Below are 19,149 nucleotides of genomic sequence, written 5' to 3' on the forward strand. Positions count from 1 at the left end.
CCCGTCCGCTCGCTCCCGCGAGGTCACCGCCCCGTACCACCGCGCACACCCGGTGTGTCACGTCAGATCCTGCGCCGCCCACGAGGCGAGGTCGGGGTCACCCGCGTGGCCCGCGCCGCATCGCCCCGCTCTCCAGAAGGACTTCACCCATGACGGACCTGCACGACAAGCCCGCACCGGCGTCCTCCCTGCCGCAGGGCGGCCCCACCGCCGACGCGCCGAAGGGCCAGGGGGCTCCGGCGCATCCGACGCTCGGCGAGCTGTTCACCGCCTGGGTGACACGGACCCCGGACGCACCGGCCCTCACCGACGGCCGGCGGACCTGGACCTACCGTCAACTGGCCGACCGTACCGACCGGTTGGCCGCGCACCTGATAGGCAGGGGAGCGGGGCCGGACCGGGTGGTGGCCCTCGTCCTGCCGCGCTCCATGGAGCTGATCGCGGCGGAGCTGGCCGTCGCCCGGGCGGGCGCCGCCTTCCTGCCCGTGGACCCCGCCTACCCCGCCGAGCGCCGAGCGCTGATGCTCGCCGACGCCGCGCCCGCGCTCACCCTGGACGATCCGCGCCGGGTGGGCGAACTGCTGGAGACCGACGGCCCGGCAGGGCCCGTGGACGGCCCGGGCGTCGACCTCGACGCCGACCACGCCGCCTACGTCATCTACACCTCCGGTTCCACCGGCACCCCCAAGGGCGTGACGGTGACCCACCGCGGCATCGGCGGCTTCACTGCGGCCGCCGCCGAACGGTACGCGGTGGGCCCCGGCGACCGGGTGCTCCAGTTCTCGTCGCCGAGCTTCGACGCCTCCGTCCTGGAGCTGTTCATCTCCGTCCTGTCGGGTGCCACGCTCGTCGTGCCGCCGCACGGGCCCTGGCTGGGCGACGAACTCGCGGCCGTACTGGACGAGCACCGCATCACCCACGCCCTCATCCCGCCCGCCGCGTTGACCTCTCTGCCGGACCCCGCGCAGGGCACCGCCCGCGGGCTGCGCACGCTGATCGTGGGCGCCGAGGCCTGCCCGGCCGGGCTCGTGGACCGCTGGGCACCCGGCCGCCGGATGATCAACTCCTACGGTCCGACCGAGACCACCATCGTCGCCACGTGGACCGGGCCGCTCACCGCGGGCAGCGGCACGCCGACCATCGGCGGTGCGCTGCCGCACACCCGGGTGTACGTCCTGGACGCGGCGATGCGACCCGCACCGCCCGGCACCGACGGCGAGTTGTACGTGGGCGGGGACGCGGTGGCCCGCGGCTACCTCGGCCGCCCCGGCCTGACGGCGGCGCGCTTCGTCGCCGACCCCTTCGGGGCGCCGGGAGCACGTCTGTACCGCACCGGCGACCGGGCGCGGTGGACCGCCGAAGGAGAGCTGGAGTTCCTGGGGCGGCTGGACCGGCAGGTGAAGGTCCGCGGCTTCCGGATCGAGCCGGGCGAGATCGAGGCGGCGTTGCGCCGGGCGGGCGCCGGTACCGTCGGCGAGGCCGTGGTCGTGGTGCGCGAGGATGTGCCGGGCCACCGACGCCTCATCGCCTACGTCACCGAAGCCACCCGGACAGCACCCACCGGCCACGCCGACACGACCGATCCCACCGACCCCGCTGTCGCGGCGGCCGTCTCCGCCCCGCGCGCTCTCGACCCCGCCGCCCTGCGCGCCGCCATCGCGGCCGTGCTGCCCGGACACATGGTGCCGTCCGCCATCGTGGTCCTCGACCGGATGCCGCTCACCCCGCAGCACAAGATCGACCGGCGGGCCCTGCCCGCGCCGGAACGGTCGGCTGCGGCCGGCCATGTGGCGCCGCGCTCGCCCCAGGAGCGGGCCCTCGCCGGGATCTGGGCGGATGTGCTGGGCGTCGACGCGGTCGGCATCACCGACGACTTCTTCGACCTGGGCGGCGAGTCGATCCTCGCCGCCCGTGTGCTCGCCCGCGTCCGGGACGACCTGGGCGTCCGGCTGAGCGTGCGGGACGTGTTCGGCGCGCGGACCGTCGCCGCGCTCGCGCCCCTGCTCGCCGACCCGTCGGCCGCCGCGCCGTCGGAGCCGATCCCCCCGGCCCCCCGCGACGGCGCACTGCCGCTGTCCAGCGCGCAGCGGCGGCTGTGGTACCTGGACGACCTCACCGAAGGCGGCACCGAGTACAACACCGGTGTCTCCCTCAGGCTGCGCGGCGCCCTGGACGCGGACGCGCTGCACCGCTCCCTGCTGCGTCTCGCGGTCCGGCACGACTCCCTGCGGACCACGTTCCCCACGGTCGACGGGCAGGGCGTCCAGCGGGTCGTGCCGGAGCCGGACGTACCGCTGCGGGCGGCCGATCTCACCGGCGTGCCCGAACCGCGCCGCGCCGAGGCCGCCGAGGAGCTGCTCGCCGAGGAACTGGGGCGGCCCTTCGACCTGGCGGCCGGACCGCTCACCCGGGCGCTGCTCGTCCGGCTCGCCGCCGACGACCACCTGCTGCTCCTGGCCCAGCACCACATCGTCACCGACGGCTGGTCGGTCGGCATCCTCACCCGTGAACTCGCCGCCCTCTACCACGCGGAGACCACCGGTGAGCCGGACGGACTGAACCCACCCGCCGTGCAGTACCCGGACTTCGCGGTCTGGGAGCGCCGGCAGCGGGCCGGTGACGCGGACGCCGCCGATCTGGCCTACTGGAGACGGCACTTGGCGGGCCTGCCGCACCTGGAGCTGCCCACGGACCGCCCGCGTCCCGCCGTCCGCACCACCGGCGGCGCCGCCCACCGGCACGTACTGCCCGCGGAGTTGACGTCCCGGCTGCGGCAACTGGCCGCGGGGCGCGGCACCACGGTGTTCACCCTGTTCGCGGGCGCCGCCGCGCTGCTGTTCTCCCGCTACTCGGGTCAGCGCGACGTCGTGTTCGGCACCGTCACCAACGGGCGCGGGCGCCGGGACCTGGAGGACGTGCCGGGGTTCTTCGCCAACACCGTGGTGCTCCGCGGCGAAGTGGACGAACGGGCGACAGTGGACCGGTTCGTGGAGACGATGCGGACGACGGTGCTGGACGCCTTCGCCCACGACGGGGTCCCGTTCGACCGGGTGGTGGAGGAGCTGGCCCCGCCCCGCGACCCGAGCCGCACCCCGCTCGCGCAGGTGCTCGTCGTGCAGCAGACCGCCCCGGACGCCCCACCGCTCGCCGGTGGGCTGCGCGTCACCGACCATCCGCTGCCCCGCCCCGCCGCCCGCTTCGACCTGGTCCTGGAGTTCACGCCGGACGCGGACGGCGGCTGCGTGCTGACCGCGGAGTTCAACAAGGACCTGTTCGACGCGGCGACCGTCGCCCGGATGACCGCGCACCTGCACCGGCTCCTCGAAGGCATGGCGGACGGCCCCGGCCGCAGGCTGGCCGAACTGCCCATGCTCGCGGCCGAGGAGCAGCGCACGCTGGTGGACCGCTGGAACCCGCCCGCCCGCGCGACCCGGGAGAACGCGTACGGCACGCTGCCCGCGCTGCTCCACGCCCAGGCGGCCAGGACCCCGGACCGTACCGCCGTCGTCTGCGGCCCGGACCACCTGGACTACGCCGAAGTCGCCCGGTGCGCGTCCCGGCTGGCCCGGCTGCTCGTCGAGCGCGGTGCCGGACCCGAGACGCTGGTCGCGCTCTGCCTGCCGCGCACCGCCGACCTGGTGCCCGTGCTGTGGGCGGTGCTCGCCTCGGGGGCGGGCTACCTCCCGGTCGACCCGGCCTATCCCGCCGAGCGCGTCCGCTTCATGCTCGACGACGCCCGGCCCGCCCTCGTCCTCGCCACCCGGGAGACCGCCGCCGCGCTGCCCCCGGAGTGCGTACCGCTGCTCCTGGAGGAGTGCACGGCGTCGGACGCCGGGCTGGGTGACTCCGCGCTGACCGACGCCGACCGGCTCCGGCCGCTGCTGCCGGACCATCCCGCGTACGTCATCTACACCTCGGGTTCCACGGGCCGCCCCAAGGGCGTGGTGGTCAGCCACCGCAGTGCCGCCGCGCTCGCCGCGTGGGCGGGGGAGCGGTTCGGGCCCACGGGGCTCGCACATGTGATCGCCTCCACCTCCCTCAACTTCGACGTCTCGGTGTTCGAACTGATCTGCCCGCTGGTGGCCGGCGGCACCGTCGAGGTGGTCGCCGACCTGCCGGCCCTCGCCGACGGCTCCGGGCCCCGGCGCGCCACCCTGCTCAGCGGCGTGCCGTCCGTCGTCTCCCGGCTCGTCGCGGGCGGCACGGCACCCCTGACCGCCGACACCGTCGTCCTGGCCGGCGAGGCCCTGCCCGCGCAGACCGCGCACGACCTGCGGGCCGCCATGCCCGGCTGCCGGATCGCCAACATCTACGGCCCCACCGAGGCCACGGTGTACGCCACCGCCTGGTTCGCCGGCGACCGCCTGCCGGATCAGGCCCCGCCCATCGGCGACCCGGTGGCGCTCACCCGGACCTACGTACTGGACACCTCCCTGCGGCCGCAGCCCGTCGGCGTCCCCGGTGAGCTGTACCTCGGGGGCGGCGGCCTGGCCCGCGGCTACCTGAACCGGCCCGGGCTGACCGCCGCCCGGTTCCTCGCCGACCCGTTCGGCGCGCCGGGAGAGCGCATGTACCGCACCGGCGACCTGGTGCGCCGACGGCCCGACGGCGGACTCGAATACGTGGGCCGCACGGACCAGCAGGTCAAGGTGCGCGGCTTCCGCATCGAACTCGGCGAGGTGGAGGAGGCGCTGCGCGGCTGCGCGGGCGTGGCCGAGGCGGCGGCCGTCGCCGCCACCGACGGCGACGGCAACCGGCGCCTGGTCGGCTACGTCGTCCCGGCCGCCGGTCAGCACACCGAAGCCGAGGCGGTGCGCCGGGACCTCGGCCGTACGCTGCCGGACTACATGGTCCCGGCGACCGTCGTGGTCCTGGACGCCCTGCCGCTCAACCCCAACGGCAAGCTCGACCGGGCCGGGCTCCCCGACCCGGGCCCCGCCGTGCGCGCGGTACGCCACGTCGCGCCCCGCACGCCCACCGAGCGCGCCCTCGCCCGGATCTGGGCGGAGGTGCTGCGGGAGCAGCGCGTCGGCGTCGACGACAACTTCTTCGAACTCGGCGGCGACTCGATCCTCAGCATCCAGGTGGTGGCCCGCGCCCGGCAGGAGGGCCTGCCGCTCACCTCACGGGACCTCTACCAGCACCAGACCGTGGCCGCCCTCGCGCACTGCGTGGACGCGGCGGCCGGGCCGCGCGAAGCCGCGCCCGCACCGGAGGCGCCCACCGGCACGGCCCCCCTGACCCCCATCCAGCACTGGCTGTTCGACGCCGTCGGCGCACGCGCCGGCCGCTTCTCCCAGGCGCTGTCCCTGCGCATGCCCGCCGACCTGGACCCGGCGGCGCTGGAGGACGCGCTGAACGACCTCGTCGCCCACCACGACGCCCTGCGCTCCCGCTTCACAGGCGGCGACTCGGGGGGCTGGCACATCGACGAACGGGCACCCCGTCTCCGACTGGCCCGCCATACCGGCCCGGAGACGGACACCCCGCACTTCGGCCCGTTCGACCTCGCCGGGGGACCGGTGCTGCGGGCCGTGCTGCACGACACCGGTACCGAGGCGCCTGCCGTCCTGCACCTCGCCGTGCACCACCTGGTGGTCGACGGAGTCTCCTGGCGGCTGCTGCTCGAAGACCTGGACCGCGCGTACCGGGCCCGGCGCGCGGGCGAGGACGGCGCGGCCGCACTGCCCGCCAAGTCCTCGCCGCTACGGCAGTGGGCCCGCAGGCTGAGCGCCCACGCGGCGGACGGCGGCTTCGACGACGAGCGCGCGTACTGGGCCGAGGCGGTCCCCGCCGACGCGCCCGCCCTGCCCGCCGAACTGACGGGCGGCGGCCCCGGCACCTACGCCGAACAGAGGTCGCTCACCGTACGCCTCGGCGCCGAGGCGACCGCCGCCCTGCTGCGCACCCTGCCCGACACCTACCGCACCCAGGCCAACGACGTCCTGCTCGGCGCGCTCGGCCGGGCCCTGTGCGGCTGGAGCGGCCGGGAGCGGGTGGTGGTCGACGTCGAGGGACACGGCCGCGAGGAACTCTTCGGCGACCTGGACATCAGCCGCACGGTCGGCTGGTTCACGACTCGGTACCCCGTCGCGCTCGCCGTCCCCGAGGGCGCCGGCTGGGACACCGTACTGAAGCAGGTCAAGGAGCAGCTGCGCGCCGTGCCCCGCAACGGCCTCAGCCATGACGCGCTGCTCCGGCTGGCCGGTCCCGGGGCGGCCCCGCGCACCGCGGCCGCGCAGATCAGCTTCAACTACCTGGGCCGCATGGACACCGCGGAGGACTCCGACGGCCTCTACCGGGGCACCGTACGCCCGCTGGAACTGGACGCCGACCCGGCGGCCGAGCGCCCGCACGTCCTGGAGGTCGTCAGCCAACTCGTGGGCGACGAGCTGGAGTTCACCTGGTTCTACGCCGATCTGCCCGGCCGTGAGGACGCGGTCGCGGATCTCGCCGGGCGCTACGGCGACGCGCTCACCGACCTGGCCCGGCACGCCGCCCGGCCCGGCGCCGCGGGCCGCACCCCGTCCGACTTCCCGCTGGCCCGGCTCGACCAGGCCGCCGTGGACCGGATCACCGGCACCGACCCGGCCGCCGTGGCCGACGTCCTGCCGCTCACGCCCACCCAGGCGGGCATGCTCTTCCACGGCCTGTCCCAGGACGACAGCGGCGTCTACGTCCAGCAGCTGACGTTCGTCCTGGACGGCGTGCCCGACCCGGCGGCCCTCGCCGCGGCCTGGCAGCACGTCACCGACCGCACCGAGGTGCTGCGCGGCCGGGTCCTCTGGCAGGACGTCCCCGAACCGCTCCTCGTGGTGGAGCGCCACGCGGCCGTGCCCGTCACCCGCCTCGACTGGCGCGACCTGACGGAGGACGAGCGCCGTGCCCGCCTCGACGACCTGCTGGTCCGGGACCGCGCCGACGGCATCGACCTCGGGCGGGCCCCGCTCCAACGCCTCCTGCTCGCCCGCGTCTCCGACACCGCCGTACGCGTGGTGTGGTCCTTCCACCACCTGCTCCTCGACGGCTGGAGCATGTTCCAGGTCCTCTCGGACGTCTTCGCCCACCATGCCGGACCCGACGCCGCCGCCCTCCCGCACCGCCCGTCCTACCGGAAATACGTGTCCTGGCTGCGGGGGCGGGACCAGGACGCGGCCGAACGGCACTGGCGGCGCCAGCTGTCCGGCCTGGCCGAGGCCACGCCGCTGCCGTACGACCGCGAGCCGCGCGAGGCCCACCGCGCCGAGTCCACACACGCCGTCCACGGCACCGTGCCCGCGCCTGCCACCCGGGAGCTGGAGGAGCTGGCCCGCACCTCGGGCCTCACCCTGAACACCCTGGTCCAGGGCGCCTGGGCGCTGCTGCTCGCCCGGCAGGCGGGCCGCGACGAGGTGGTGTTCGGCACCACCGTCTCCGGCCGTCCGGCCGAGATGCCCGGCGCCGAGGCCATGACCGGCCTGTTCATCACCACCCTGCCCACCCGGGTCACCGTCCCCGGCGACGGCACCCTGCTCGACTGGCTGCGCGCGCTCCAGCACGACCAGAGCGAGGACCGGCGCTTCGACCACCTGCCGCTCACCCGGCTGAAGACGTTCACCGAACTCCCCGAGCGCGTCGGTCTCTTCGACAGCATCGTCGTCTTCGAGAACTACCCGGTGGACGACGACCTCGCCGCCGCCCACGGCCTGCGCCTGAGCGGCCTGGAAGGCGTCGAGACCACCAACTACCCGCTGAGCCTGACCGCTTACCCGGGCACGGAACTGGGCCTGCGCCTCGGCTACGACCCCGAGCTGTTCGACGCCGACACCGCGGGGCGCATGGCCGAGTACCTCACCGTCCTGCTCACCGGCATGCCCGCCGGCTCACCGCGCCCGCCCGCCCGGCTGCCGCTGCTCGGCCCGGACCGCCGTCAGCAGGTCCTGGAGACCTGGAACGACACCGCCACCGACCTGCCCGACAGCACGGTCGCCGACCTCTTCGCCGCCCAGGTGCGCCGTACGCCCGACGCCGTGGCCCTGGAAGCGGGGGAGGAGTGCCTCACCTACCGTGAACTCGACGACCGCGCGGCCGCGTTGGCGGCACGCCTGGCGGGGGCCGGGGTAGGCCCGGAACTCCCGGTCGGCGTCCTCATGGACCGCTCCGTCGACCTCATCGTCACCCAGCTGGCGCTCGTGCGCACCGGTGGCGTGTTCGTGCCGCTGGACGGCAGGGCACCGGCCGAACGGCTGCGCCGGACGCTTGCCGAGGCCGGGGCCGACCTGCTGCTCACCGACGCCGCGTGGGAGACGACGGCCCGCGAGGTGCTGCCGGGCGACGGCGTCCTGCGCGCCGACGGCGCCTTCGAGCCGCCCACCGGGCCGTTGCCCCACCATGCCGTACACCCCGACAACATCCAGTACCTCATGTTCACCTCGGGCTCCACCGGCACGCCCAAGGGTGTCGCCGTGCGCCAGCGGGACGTCGCCGCACTCGCCCTCGACCGGGCCTTCGCCGGGCACGACCGCGTCCTCGTGCACTCGCCGCACGCCTTCGACGCCTCTACGTACGAGGTGTGGGTGCCGCTGCTGCGCGGCGGTACGGCCGTCCTCGCCCCGCCCGCCGACCTGGACGCCGCCCAGGTCCGGCACGCCGTCACCGAGCGGCGGGTGAGCTGCCTGTGGCTGACCGCGGGCCTGTTCCGCCTGCTCGCCCAGGAGGACCCCGGCTGCCTGCGCGGTGCCCGCGAGGTGTGGACGGGCGGCGAGGCCGTGCCCGGCGCGGTGGTGCGCCGCGTCCTCGACGCCTGCCCCGGCCTGACCGTCGTCGACGGCTACGGCCCCACCGAGACCACCACCTTCGCCACCCGCCGCGTCTTCCGCTCCGGCGACCCGCTGCCCGCGGTACTGCCCATCGGACGCCCGCTCGACAACACCCGCGTATACGTCCTGGACGGCGCCCTTGAGCCGCAGCCGCCGGGCATCCCCGGCGAGCTGTACATCGCCGGCGCCGGCCTGGCCCGGGGCTACGCGGGTCGGCCCGGCGCGACCGCCGCCCGCTACCTCGCCGACCCCTACGGGCCGCCCGGCACCCGCATGTACCGCACCGGCGACATCGTGCGCTGGAGCGCCGACGGCGAGCTGCACTTCGTCGGCCGCGCGGACGACCAGATCAAGATCCGCGGCTTCCGCGTCGAACCCGCCGAGATCGAGGCGCGGCTCACCGCGCACCCGGCCGTCGCCGAGGCCGTCGTATCCCTGTACGAGGACGGCGGGCGCAAGCGGCTCGCCGCCCACCTCGTGCCGGCCGGCGCCGCCGAGGTGCCCGTCGCCACCGCGCTGCGCGCCCACCTGGCGGCGGGACTGCCCGACTACATGCTGCCCGCCGCGTTCGTCACCGTGCCCGAACTGCCCCTGACGGCCAACGGAAAGGTCGACCGGCGGCGGCTGCCCGCACCCGACTGGGCGGCGGGCGGTGCACAGACGCACCGCGCCCCGCGCACCGAGGCGGAGCGCGTCCTCACCGGGATCTGGACCGAGCTGCTCGGTGTGGCACGGGTCGGCGTGGACGACAACTTCTTCATGCTGGGCGGCGACTCCATCCTCAGCATCCAGGTGGTCTCCCGGGCCCGCGCCGCGGGACTCGCCCTCAGCCCCCGCGACCTCTTCCGGCATCCCACCGTGGCCGAACTGGCCGCCGCCACCGAGGGCGTCGCGCCCGCCGTCGCGGGCACCGGACCCGTCACCGGAGCGGTGGACCTCCTGCCGATCCAGCACTGGTTCCTCGACCCGCGGCCCGCGCGCCCCGACTTCTTCAACCAGTCCGTCGTCATCGAGACGGCAGGCGCCGTCGACCAGGACGCCCTGCGCGCCGCCCTCACCGCCCTGTGGACACACCACGACGCCCTGCGCGCCCGATTCCGCCTCGACGGCGAGGGCGCCTGGCGGCAGGACATCGCCGCTGCCGACGGACCGATACCCGAGCTTCTCCACGTGCACGACCCGGCGGACGAGGAACGCGTCACCGCGGAAGCGCACAGCGGACTCGGCCTCGACACCGGTCCGTTGTTCACCGCCCGGCTGTTCGCCGCCGACAGCGCCCGGCTGCTCCTGGTCGCCCACCACCTGATCGTCGACGGCGTCTCCTGGCGCATCCTGCTGGAGGACCTGGAGACCGCCTACCGGCAGGCCGCGTCCGGCGCACCCGTACGGCTGCCCGGCCGCACCACCTCCGTACGGGAGTGGGGCGACCGGCTGCGCCAAGACGACCGCTTCGCCGCGCAACTCGGCCACTGGGAGCGCACCGCCCGGGCCTGCGCCGACCCGCTGCCCGTGGACCTCGACGGCGGCAACACCACCGCCGACGTCCGCGAGGTCACCGTCCGCCTCGACCCCGAACGGACCGACGGCCTGTTGCGCCGCGTCCCCGGTGTCTACCGCACCCGCGTCGACGACGTGCTGCTCACCGCGCTGGGCCGGGTCCTCGGCGACTGGACCGGCCGCGGCACCGTCGCCGTCGGCCTGGAGGGGCACGGCCGCGAGGACCAGCTGTTCGAGGACATCGACCTGTCCCGCACGGTCGGCTGGTTCACCTCCCTCCACCCCCTCGCGCTGTCCGTCCCTTCGGGCTCCTGGGGCACCGCGCTGAAGTCCGTGAAGGAGCAGCTGCGGGCCGTGCCCGACCGCGGACTCGGCTACGGCGTGCTGCGCCACCTCGCCCGCGAGGAACGGCTCACCGGCACACCCGAACCCGGCATCAGCTTCAACTACCTGGGCCGCTTCGACTGGTCCGCCGACGCGGGCACCCTGGTCGCCGGGGTGCCCGGCGGCCTGGGCGGAGCCGAGGCACCGGAGACCGAACGGCCGCACCTGATGGACGTCGTGGCCCGGGTCGAGGACGACCGGCTGGAGATCACCTGGTACTACAGCGCCGGACGGCACCGCGAGGAGACCGTCACCGCGCTGGCGGAAGGCATGCTGCGGGCGCTCGGCGACATCGTCGCGCACTGCGCCCTGCCGGACGCCGGCGGCCGTACCCCCTCGGACTTCCCGCTGGCCCGCCTCGACCAGGCCGCCGTGGACCGGATCGCCGGGAACGGCCGGGACGTCGCGGACATCTATCCGCTGACACCGATGCAATCCGGGATGCTCTTCCACAGCCTGCTCGACGCCGACAGCCGAACGTACGTCAACCAGGTGCAGTTCGTGCTGTCCGGCGTCACCGATCCGCAGGCGCTCGGGGAGGCGTGGCAGCACACCGCCGACGCCAATCCGGTGCTGCGCACCCACCTGGTGTGGCAGGAGACCGCGGAGCCCCTCCAGGTCGTACGGGACCGGGCCACCGTGCCCGTCACCCACCACGACTGGACCGGCTGGTCCGCCGAGCGCGGCGCACGCGAGCTGGACCGCCTGCTCGCCGAGGACCGCGAGACGGGCATCGATCTGGGTGCCGCGCCCCTGATGCGGCTCATTGTGATCCGGCTGTCGGCGGACCGGGTCCGGCTGGTGTGGACCTTCCACCACGTCCTGCTCGACGGCTGGAGCGCCGCCCAGGTCTTCGAAGAGGTGTGCGAGCGGTACGCCGCCCTGACCGCGGGACACCTCCCGCGACTGCCGGACCGGCGGCCCTTCGGCGACTATCTGCGCTGGCTGTCCGGGCAGGACACCGACCGCGCCGAACAGTACTGGCGCACCACCCTCGCGGGCTTCCAGGCCCCCACCGAACTGCCCCGCGACCGGCGGCCCGCCGAAGCCCACCGCGCCTCCTCCTCCGGGACCGTACGGATGGCCCTCGGCGCCGATGTCTCGGCACGGCTCCGCGAGACCGCCCAGCAAGCCGGACTGACCCTCAACACGGTCGTCCAGGGCGCGTGGGCGCTGCTGCTGTCCCGCTACGGCGGCGGCGATGACGTGGTGTTCGGCACGACCGTCTCCGGCCGGCCCGCCGACATGCCCGGCGTCACCTCGATGGTCGGCCTGTTCATCAACACCCTGCCCACCCGGGCCCGTGTCGACGGGCGGTGCGCCCTGCTGGACTGGCTGCGCGCACTGCAGGACGCCCAGGCCGAGGCCAGGCGCCATGACTTCGTCTCGCTGGCGCAGGTGCAGTCGTGGAGCGATGTGCCCGGCGGCACCAGCTTGTTCGACTCCATCGTGGTCTTCGAGAACTACCCCTTCGACGAAGGAGCCATGGCCCGGCACGGCCTGGCGATGGAGGCCGAGCGGGACCTCGAACCGACGAACTACCCGCTCAGCGTGGTCGTCGCGCCCGGCGAGACCCTGGCCGTGAACCTGGACTACGACCCGGCCGCCTTCGACACCGGCACGGTGGAGGCGCTCGGCGAGAGCCTGCGCGCCCTGCTGACCGGTATGGCCGACGCGCCGGACCGCCGCCTGGCCGACCTGGCGCTGCTCGACCCGGCCGAGGGACGCGAGCTGGTCGCCCGGTTCGGTGGACGGGTGGCCGAGGCCCCGTACGACACCCTGCCCGAGGCGTTCCGACGGCAGGCCGAGCGCACCCCCGACGCCCCGGCCGTCCGCCACGCCGGCGCCTGCCTCAGCTACCGCGAACTCGACGCCCGCTCCAGCAGGCTGGCCCGGCTGCTCATCGCCGCCGGCGCCGGACCCGAGCGGTTCGTCGCCCTCTGCCTGCCGCGCACCGCCGACCTGGTCGTGGCGCTCCTGGCGGTGCTGAAGAGCGGCGCCGGGTACCTGCCGGTCGACCCGCAGTACCCCGCCGAGCGCGTCGCGTTCCTCTTCGAGGACGTACGCCCGGACGCCGTGATCACGGCCGCCGAGACCGCCGGCCGGCTGCCCGAGGGCACGTACACCCGGATCTTCCTCGACGAGGAACCCGGCACCGACCTGCCGGACACCCCCGTCGGCGACACCGAACGCCACGCGACCCTGCTGCCCGCCCACCCGGCCTACGTCATCCACACCTCCGGTTCGACGGGCCGCCCCAAGGGAGTGGTCGTCAGCCACGCGTCGGTGCGCGCCCTGACCGACTGGGCGGCGGCCGAGTTCACCGGGCACGGCCTCGAGCACGTGGTGGCGTCCACCTCGCTCAACTTCGACGTGTCGGTGTTCGAGATCTTCTCGCCGCTGCTGTCCGGCGGCTGCGTGGAGATCGTCCGCGACCTGCTGGCCCTCGCCGAACGCCCGGGCCCCTGGCGGGCCGGACTGCTCAGCGCGGTGCCCTCGGCCCTGGACCGGCTGCTCGCCGAGGACGCCGTCCGGCTCACCGCGGACACCGTCGTCCTCGCGGGGGAGAGGCTGCCCGCCCGGACCGTTGGCCGGGTCCGCGCGACCGTGGCCGGCAGCCAGGTGCGCAACATCTACGGGCCCACCGAGGCCACCGTCTACGCCACCGCCTTCACCTGCGACCCCGCCGACCCCGACCGCGAGCCGCCGATCGGCCGGCCGGTCGGCGGGTCCCGCGCCTACGTCCTGGACGAGCGGATGCGGCCGGTGCCGGTCGGCGCGCCCGGCGAGCTGTTCCTCGCCGGAACCGGTGTGGCCCGCGGCTATCTGCGCCGCCCCGGCCTGACCGCCGCCCGGTTCCTGCCCGACCCGTTCGGCCCGCCCGGCAGCCGTATGTACCGCACAGGCGACCTGGTCCGCTGGACGGCCGAGGGCGACCTCGTCTACCTCGGCCGCGGCGACGACCAGGTCAAGGTGCGGGGCTTCCGCATCGAACTGGGCGAGGTGGAAGCGGCCCTGGCCCGCCACCCGGCGGTGGCGGAGGCGGCGGCCCGCGTCGTCGAACAAGGCGATCACCGCCGCCTGATCGGGTACGTGGTGCCCCACGCGCAGGCTGTGTCTGTGCCTGCGGGTGTGGCGGGGGCCGGTGGTGAAGGGACGGTGCCGGCCGGGACCGCCGACGTGGCGGGGCCCATCGGCGAAGTGGGGGCTGCTGACGGCACAGTGGCGCCGAGCGTGTCTGCCGATACGGCGGGGGCTGCTAGTGGTGCGGCGGCTCTGTCTGTATCCGCCGCCGAAGCGGGAGCCGCCGACCCGCGCCCGCACCCGGCGAACCGGCCGGACCCCGCCGGTCACCCCGGATACCCGGCCGCCCTGCCCGGCACGGGTGAGCTGCGGGCCTTCCTCGCGCGCAGTCTTCCGGACCACCTGGTGCCCGCCCTCGTCATCCCGCTGGAGCGGCTGCCGCTCGGTGCCACCGGCAAGCTCGACCGCCGGGCGCTGCCCGTGCCCGAGTGGACGGCGCCGACCGCGGGCGCGGGTGGCCGGCCGCCGCGTACCAGCGCCGAGCAGACCCTCGCGGCCATCTGGTGCGAGGTGCTCGGCGTACCCGAAGTCGGCGCGGACGACAACTACTTCACGCTCGGCGGCGACTCCGTCCTCGGCATCCAGATCGTCTCCGCCGCACGCCGGGCCGGGCTCGCCCTCACCCCCCGCCACCTGTTCACCCACCAGACGCTCGCCGAACTCGCCGCCGTGGCCGAGCCGTTGACCGACACCACCGGAGCCGCCGCCGAGCAGGGGCCGGTGACCGGTGACGCCCCGCTCACTCCCGTACAGCACTGGCTCCTGGACACCCTCACGGGCGACCCGGCCCACTTCAGCCAGACGGTCTCCTTCGAGCTGGCCGCGGAGCCCGACGAGGCGCTGCTGCGCGCCGCCCTGTCCGCCGTACTGGAGCACCACGACGCGCTGCGGATGCGTTTTGTGCGGCTCGGCGACGGAGGGTGGCGGCAGTACGGCACCCCGCCCGGCGACCATGACGTCCATCTGGAGGTGCACGATCGGACGGCCCCGGAGGAGGTGGCAGGGGCCCTCGGCGCCGGCTTGGACCTGGCCGGCGGACCGCTGCTGCGGGCCGCGCTGTGCCGGTCGGGTGACGGCGGCAGGCGGCCGGTGCTGCTGCTCGCCGCCCACCATCTCGTCGTGGACGCCGTGTCCTGGCGGCTGGTCCTGGAGGACCTGGACGCCGCCTACGACGCCCTGCGGGACGGCGGGCGGCCCGCTCTCGCCCCGAAGAGCACGTCGTTCCGGACGTGGGCGCGACGGCTCGCCGAGCACACCGAGGCGGGCGGGTTCGACCGCGAACTCCCTTACTGGCGCGGCCTCGACGATGCCGCCGCCGCGCTGCCCGTCGACCGCCCCGGCGGCGCGAACACCGTCGCCGACGAGGAGAGCCTGACCGTCGGCCTCGACGCCGAGGAGACCCGCCGGCTGCTCCAAGAGGTGCCGGACGCGTACCGCACCCGCGTCAACGACGTCCTGCTGTGCGCGCTCGGCCGGGTCCTGGCCCGCTGGACCGGGCAGGACCGGGTGGCGGTGACCCTGGAGGGACACGGGCGCGAGGAACTCTTCGAGGACACCGACCTCGCGCGGACCGCCGGCTGGTTCACCGCCATGTACCCCGTCGCCCTGGACGTGCCCAGGGCCGCCGACACCGGCACCGTGCTGAAGGCCGTCAAGGAGAACCTGCGGGCCGTGCCGCACGGCGGCCTCGGCTACGGCGCGCTGCGCTTCCTGCACCCCACCGCCGGACCCGAGCTGCCCGACCTGCCGCCGGTCTGCTTCAACTACCTGGGCCAACAGGACCGCACCAACACGCCGGGCGGATTGCTGCACACGCCCTACGGCGGATTGTCCGGTGGCATGGACCGCACGGCGCAGCGGCCGTACACCCTCGATGTTCTCGGCCAAGTCACGGACGAGCGGCTGGAGTTCACCTGGTCGTACTCCCGCGAGGTGCACCACCGGGAGACCGTCACCCGGCTGGCGGACGAGCTGACCGGCGAGCTGCGCGCCATCGTCCGGCACTGCGCCGAGCCCGGTGCCGGTGGCCGCACCCCCGCCGACTTCCCGCTCGCCCCGCTGGACCAGGCGGGCGTCGACCGGCTCGTGGGCGGCGGACCGGGCGTGGCGGATGTGCTGGACATCTACCCGCTCACGCCGACCCAGACCGGCATGGTCATGCACGGCCTGGACGAGGCGGAACACGGCCTGTACGTCGAACAGATCACGTTCGTGGCGGACGGCGCCCACGACGTGCGGGCCCTGGCCGCCGCCTGGCAGCACGTCGTCGACCGTACCCCCGTCCTGCGTACCTCCGTCGCGCTCACCGGCGTACCCGTGCCGCTCCAGGTGGTCCACCGGGACGTCACGCTGCCGGTCACCGAGCACGACTGGAGCGCGCTCCCGGCGGACCGGCACGACGCGGAACTGGAGCGGCTGCTCGCCGACGAGCGGGCCCGGGGCCTCGCCCTGGACCGCGCGCCGCTGCTGCGGCTCGCTCTGGTCAGGATCGGCCCGGACGCGGTCCGCGTGGTGTGGACCTTCCACCACGTCCTGCTGGACGGCTGGAGCGTCTTCCACGTCCTGTCCGACGTCACCGCCGCGCACGCCGCCCTCACCCGCGGCGAGCGGCCGCACCTGCCCGAACGTAGGCCGTTCGCGGATTACGCCGCCTGGCTCGCCGCCCGCGAGACCCGCCAGGCGGAGGAGCACTGGCGCGCCGCCCTTGCCGGCCTGCGCGGCCCGACCCCGCTGCCGTACGACAGGCGGCCCGCCCCGGACGCCACCGCGCGCTCCGGCACCTGGCTGTCCCAGCGGCTCGACACCCAACGGACCGGGCAGCTTCAGGAGTTCGCCCGCAGGCACCGCCTCACCCTCAACACCCTGGTGCAGGGCGCCTGGGCGCTGCTGCTCGCCCGGTGGAGCGGGGAACGGGAGGTCTGCTTCGGCACCACCGTCTCCGGACGGCCCGCCGATCTGCCCGGCGCCGACACCATCACCGGCCTGTTCATCACCACCCTGCCCGCCCGCACCGAGGTCGACGGCGGCGCCGAAAGCGGCGCCTGGCTGCGCGCCTTCCAGGAGGCCCGCGCCGAGGACCGCCGCCACGACCACCTGCCCCTCACCGCGCTACAGGCCCTCGGCGAACTACCGCCGGGCACCGCGCTCTTCGACAGCCTGGTGGTCTTCGAGAACTACCCCGTCGGTGACGCGACCGCGGGCGCGCAAGGGCTCGCGCTGCGGGACCTTGACGCCCGGGAGGCCACCAACTACCCGCTCACCGTGGTCGTCTCGCCCGGCGACCGGCTGACCGTCGAACTCGGCTACGACCCGCGGTACTTCGACGCGTCCCGCGCCGCATCGCTGGCCGGACAGCTGCTGCACACCCTGGACGTGCTGGCCGCCTCGGACGGCACCGCCCGCCTGGACGACCTCGACGTCCTGCCGCCCGCGCAACGCGACCGGCTGCTGCGCGGCCCGGCCCGCCCCGCGACCGGCCCGGTGCCCGCCACCACCCTGCCCGCGCTCATCGAGGCCGCCGTCGACCGGTGGCCGGCCGCCCCCGCGATCGAAGTACTCGACGCGCTCGCCCCCGGCGCCGCGCCGCTCACCTTCACGGAGGCCGAGGACCGCGCCAACCGGCTGGCGCACCGGCTCATCGCACGGGGCACCGGGCCCGGCGACCTCGTCGCGCTGCTGCTGCCCCGCTCGGCGGACATGGTCCTCGCCCAACTGGCGGTGACGAAGGCGGGCGCCGCGTTCCTGCCCGTCGACCCGGCCTACCCGAAGGAGCGGATCGCCCTGATGCTGGGCGACGCCGCCCCCGCCCTCACCCTCGACGCCCAGGAGGTCGCCGACCTGCTCGCCGCCGCGCCGGACGGCGTCCCCGGACACCGGCCCACCGACGCCGACCGGACCCGCCCGCTCGACCCGGACGACCCGGCGTACGTCATCTACACCTCCGGCTCCACCGGTACGCCCAAGGGTGTCGTCGTCACCCACCGCGGGCTCGCTGCGTTCAGCTCCGCCGAGGCCGCCCACTACCAAGTCGGCGCGGGCGACCGGGTGCTGGCCTTCGCCACGCCCAGCTTCGACGCCTGCGTACTGGAGCTGTGCGCGTCCCTGCCGCACGGCGCCCGGCTCGTCGTACCCCGGCCCGGACCGCTGCTCGGCGCCGAACTCGCCGACGTACTGCGCGCCGGGCGCATCACGCACACCCTGCTTCCGCCCGCCGCGCTCGCCACGCTGCCGTCCGACACGCCCGGCACCCTGCCGGACCTGAAGACCCTGATCGTCGGCGCCGACGCGTGCGGACCCGAACTCGTCGCCCGCTGGGCGCCGCACCACCGCATGGTCAACTCCTACGGCCCCACCGAGGCCACCGTCGTCGCCACCTGGTCGGCGCCCCTGACGGCGGACGGCACGGCGCCGCCCATCGGCCGCCCGCTGCCCGCCACCGGCGCCTACGTCCTCGACGCCCGCCTGCGGCCGGTTCCCGACGGCGTCACCGGCGAACTGTGGCTGAGCGGACCGGCGTTGGCGCGTGGCTACCTCGGCCGGCCCGGCCTGACCGCGGCCCGCTTCACCGCCGACCCGTTCGGGCCGCCCGGCACCCGCATGTACCGCACCGGCGACCTGGTGCGCCGCGACAGCGCGGGCGAACTGCACTACCAGGGGCGTACGGACCACCAGCTCAAGCTGCGCGGCCACCGCATCGAGGCGGGCGAGGTCGAGGCGGCCCTGGTCCGTCATCCGGGCGTGCTGGACGCCGTGGTGACCGTGCGCGAGGACGAACCGGGCCTGCCCCGCCTGGTCGCGCACCTGCTCACGGCCCCCGACGCGGAGCCGCCGGTCCCGGCGGAACTGCGGGAACTGGCCGCGCGTTCACTGCCCGGGTACATGGTGCCGTCCGCGTTCGTGATCCTCGACCGCTTCCCGCTCACCGAGAACGGCAAGACCGACCGTGCCGCCCTGCCCGCCCCGGCACCGGCCGAGGAGCAGGACCGGGAGAGGGCACGGGAACGAGCCGCGTACGTGGCGCCCCGCACCCCCACCGAGGAAGCGGTCGCCGCCATCTGGGAGGAGGCCCTCCGGACGACTGTCGGCGCCGAGGACGACTACTTCCTGCTCGGCGGCGACTCCCTGCGCGCCCTGCTCATCGCCTCCCGCGCCAACGACGCGTTCGCCGTCACCCTCACCCCCCGCGACGTGCTGGTCTCCCGCACCGTCGCTGCCCTGGCGGAGCTGGTGGAGGAGCAGGTGCTGAGCGAACTCGAACAGAGCGCGTACGACGAAGACGCCGCGTACGGCGACCACGACAGCGAAGACGCCGCGTCCGGCGACCACGACAGCGAAGACGCCGCGTCCGGCGGCCACGACCACAACCACGAACGGTGAGGACCCGACG

General features: G+C 75.2%; 1 protein-coding gene. It reads left to right on the forward strand.

The features are described from left to right. Window positions 1-149 precede the first annotated feature (149 nt). Window positions 150-19,139, forward strand: coding sequence for a non-ribosomal peptide synthetase (locus tag J2N69_RS34190; protein ID WP_230904188.1), 18,990 nt, complete (start codon window positions 150-152; stop codon window positions 19,137-19,139). Window positions 19,140-19,149 lie beyond the last annotated feature (10 nt).

The organism is Streptomyces huasconensis (assembly GCF_021028635.1).
GTDB classification, from domain to species: domain Bacteria; phylum Actinomycetota; class Actinomycetes; order Streptomycetales; family Streptomycetaceae; genus Streptomyces; species Streptomyces huasconensis.

Bases quoted from the DNA above. Each gene is read 5' to 3' on its own strand.
- J2N69_RS34190 (WP_230904188.1), top strand. From the start codon at position 150: ATGACGGACCTGCACGACAAGCCCGCACCGGCGTCCTCCCTGCCGCAG.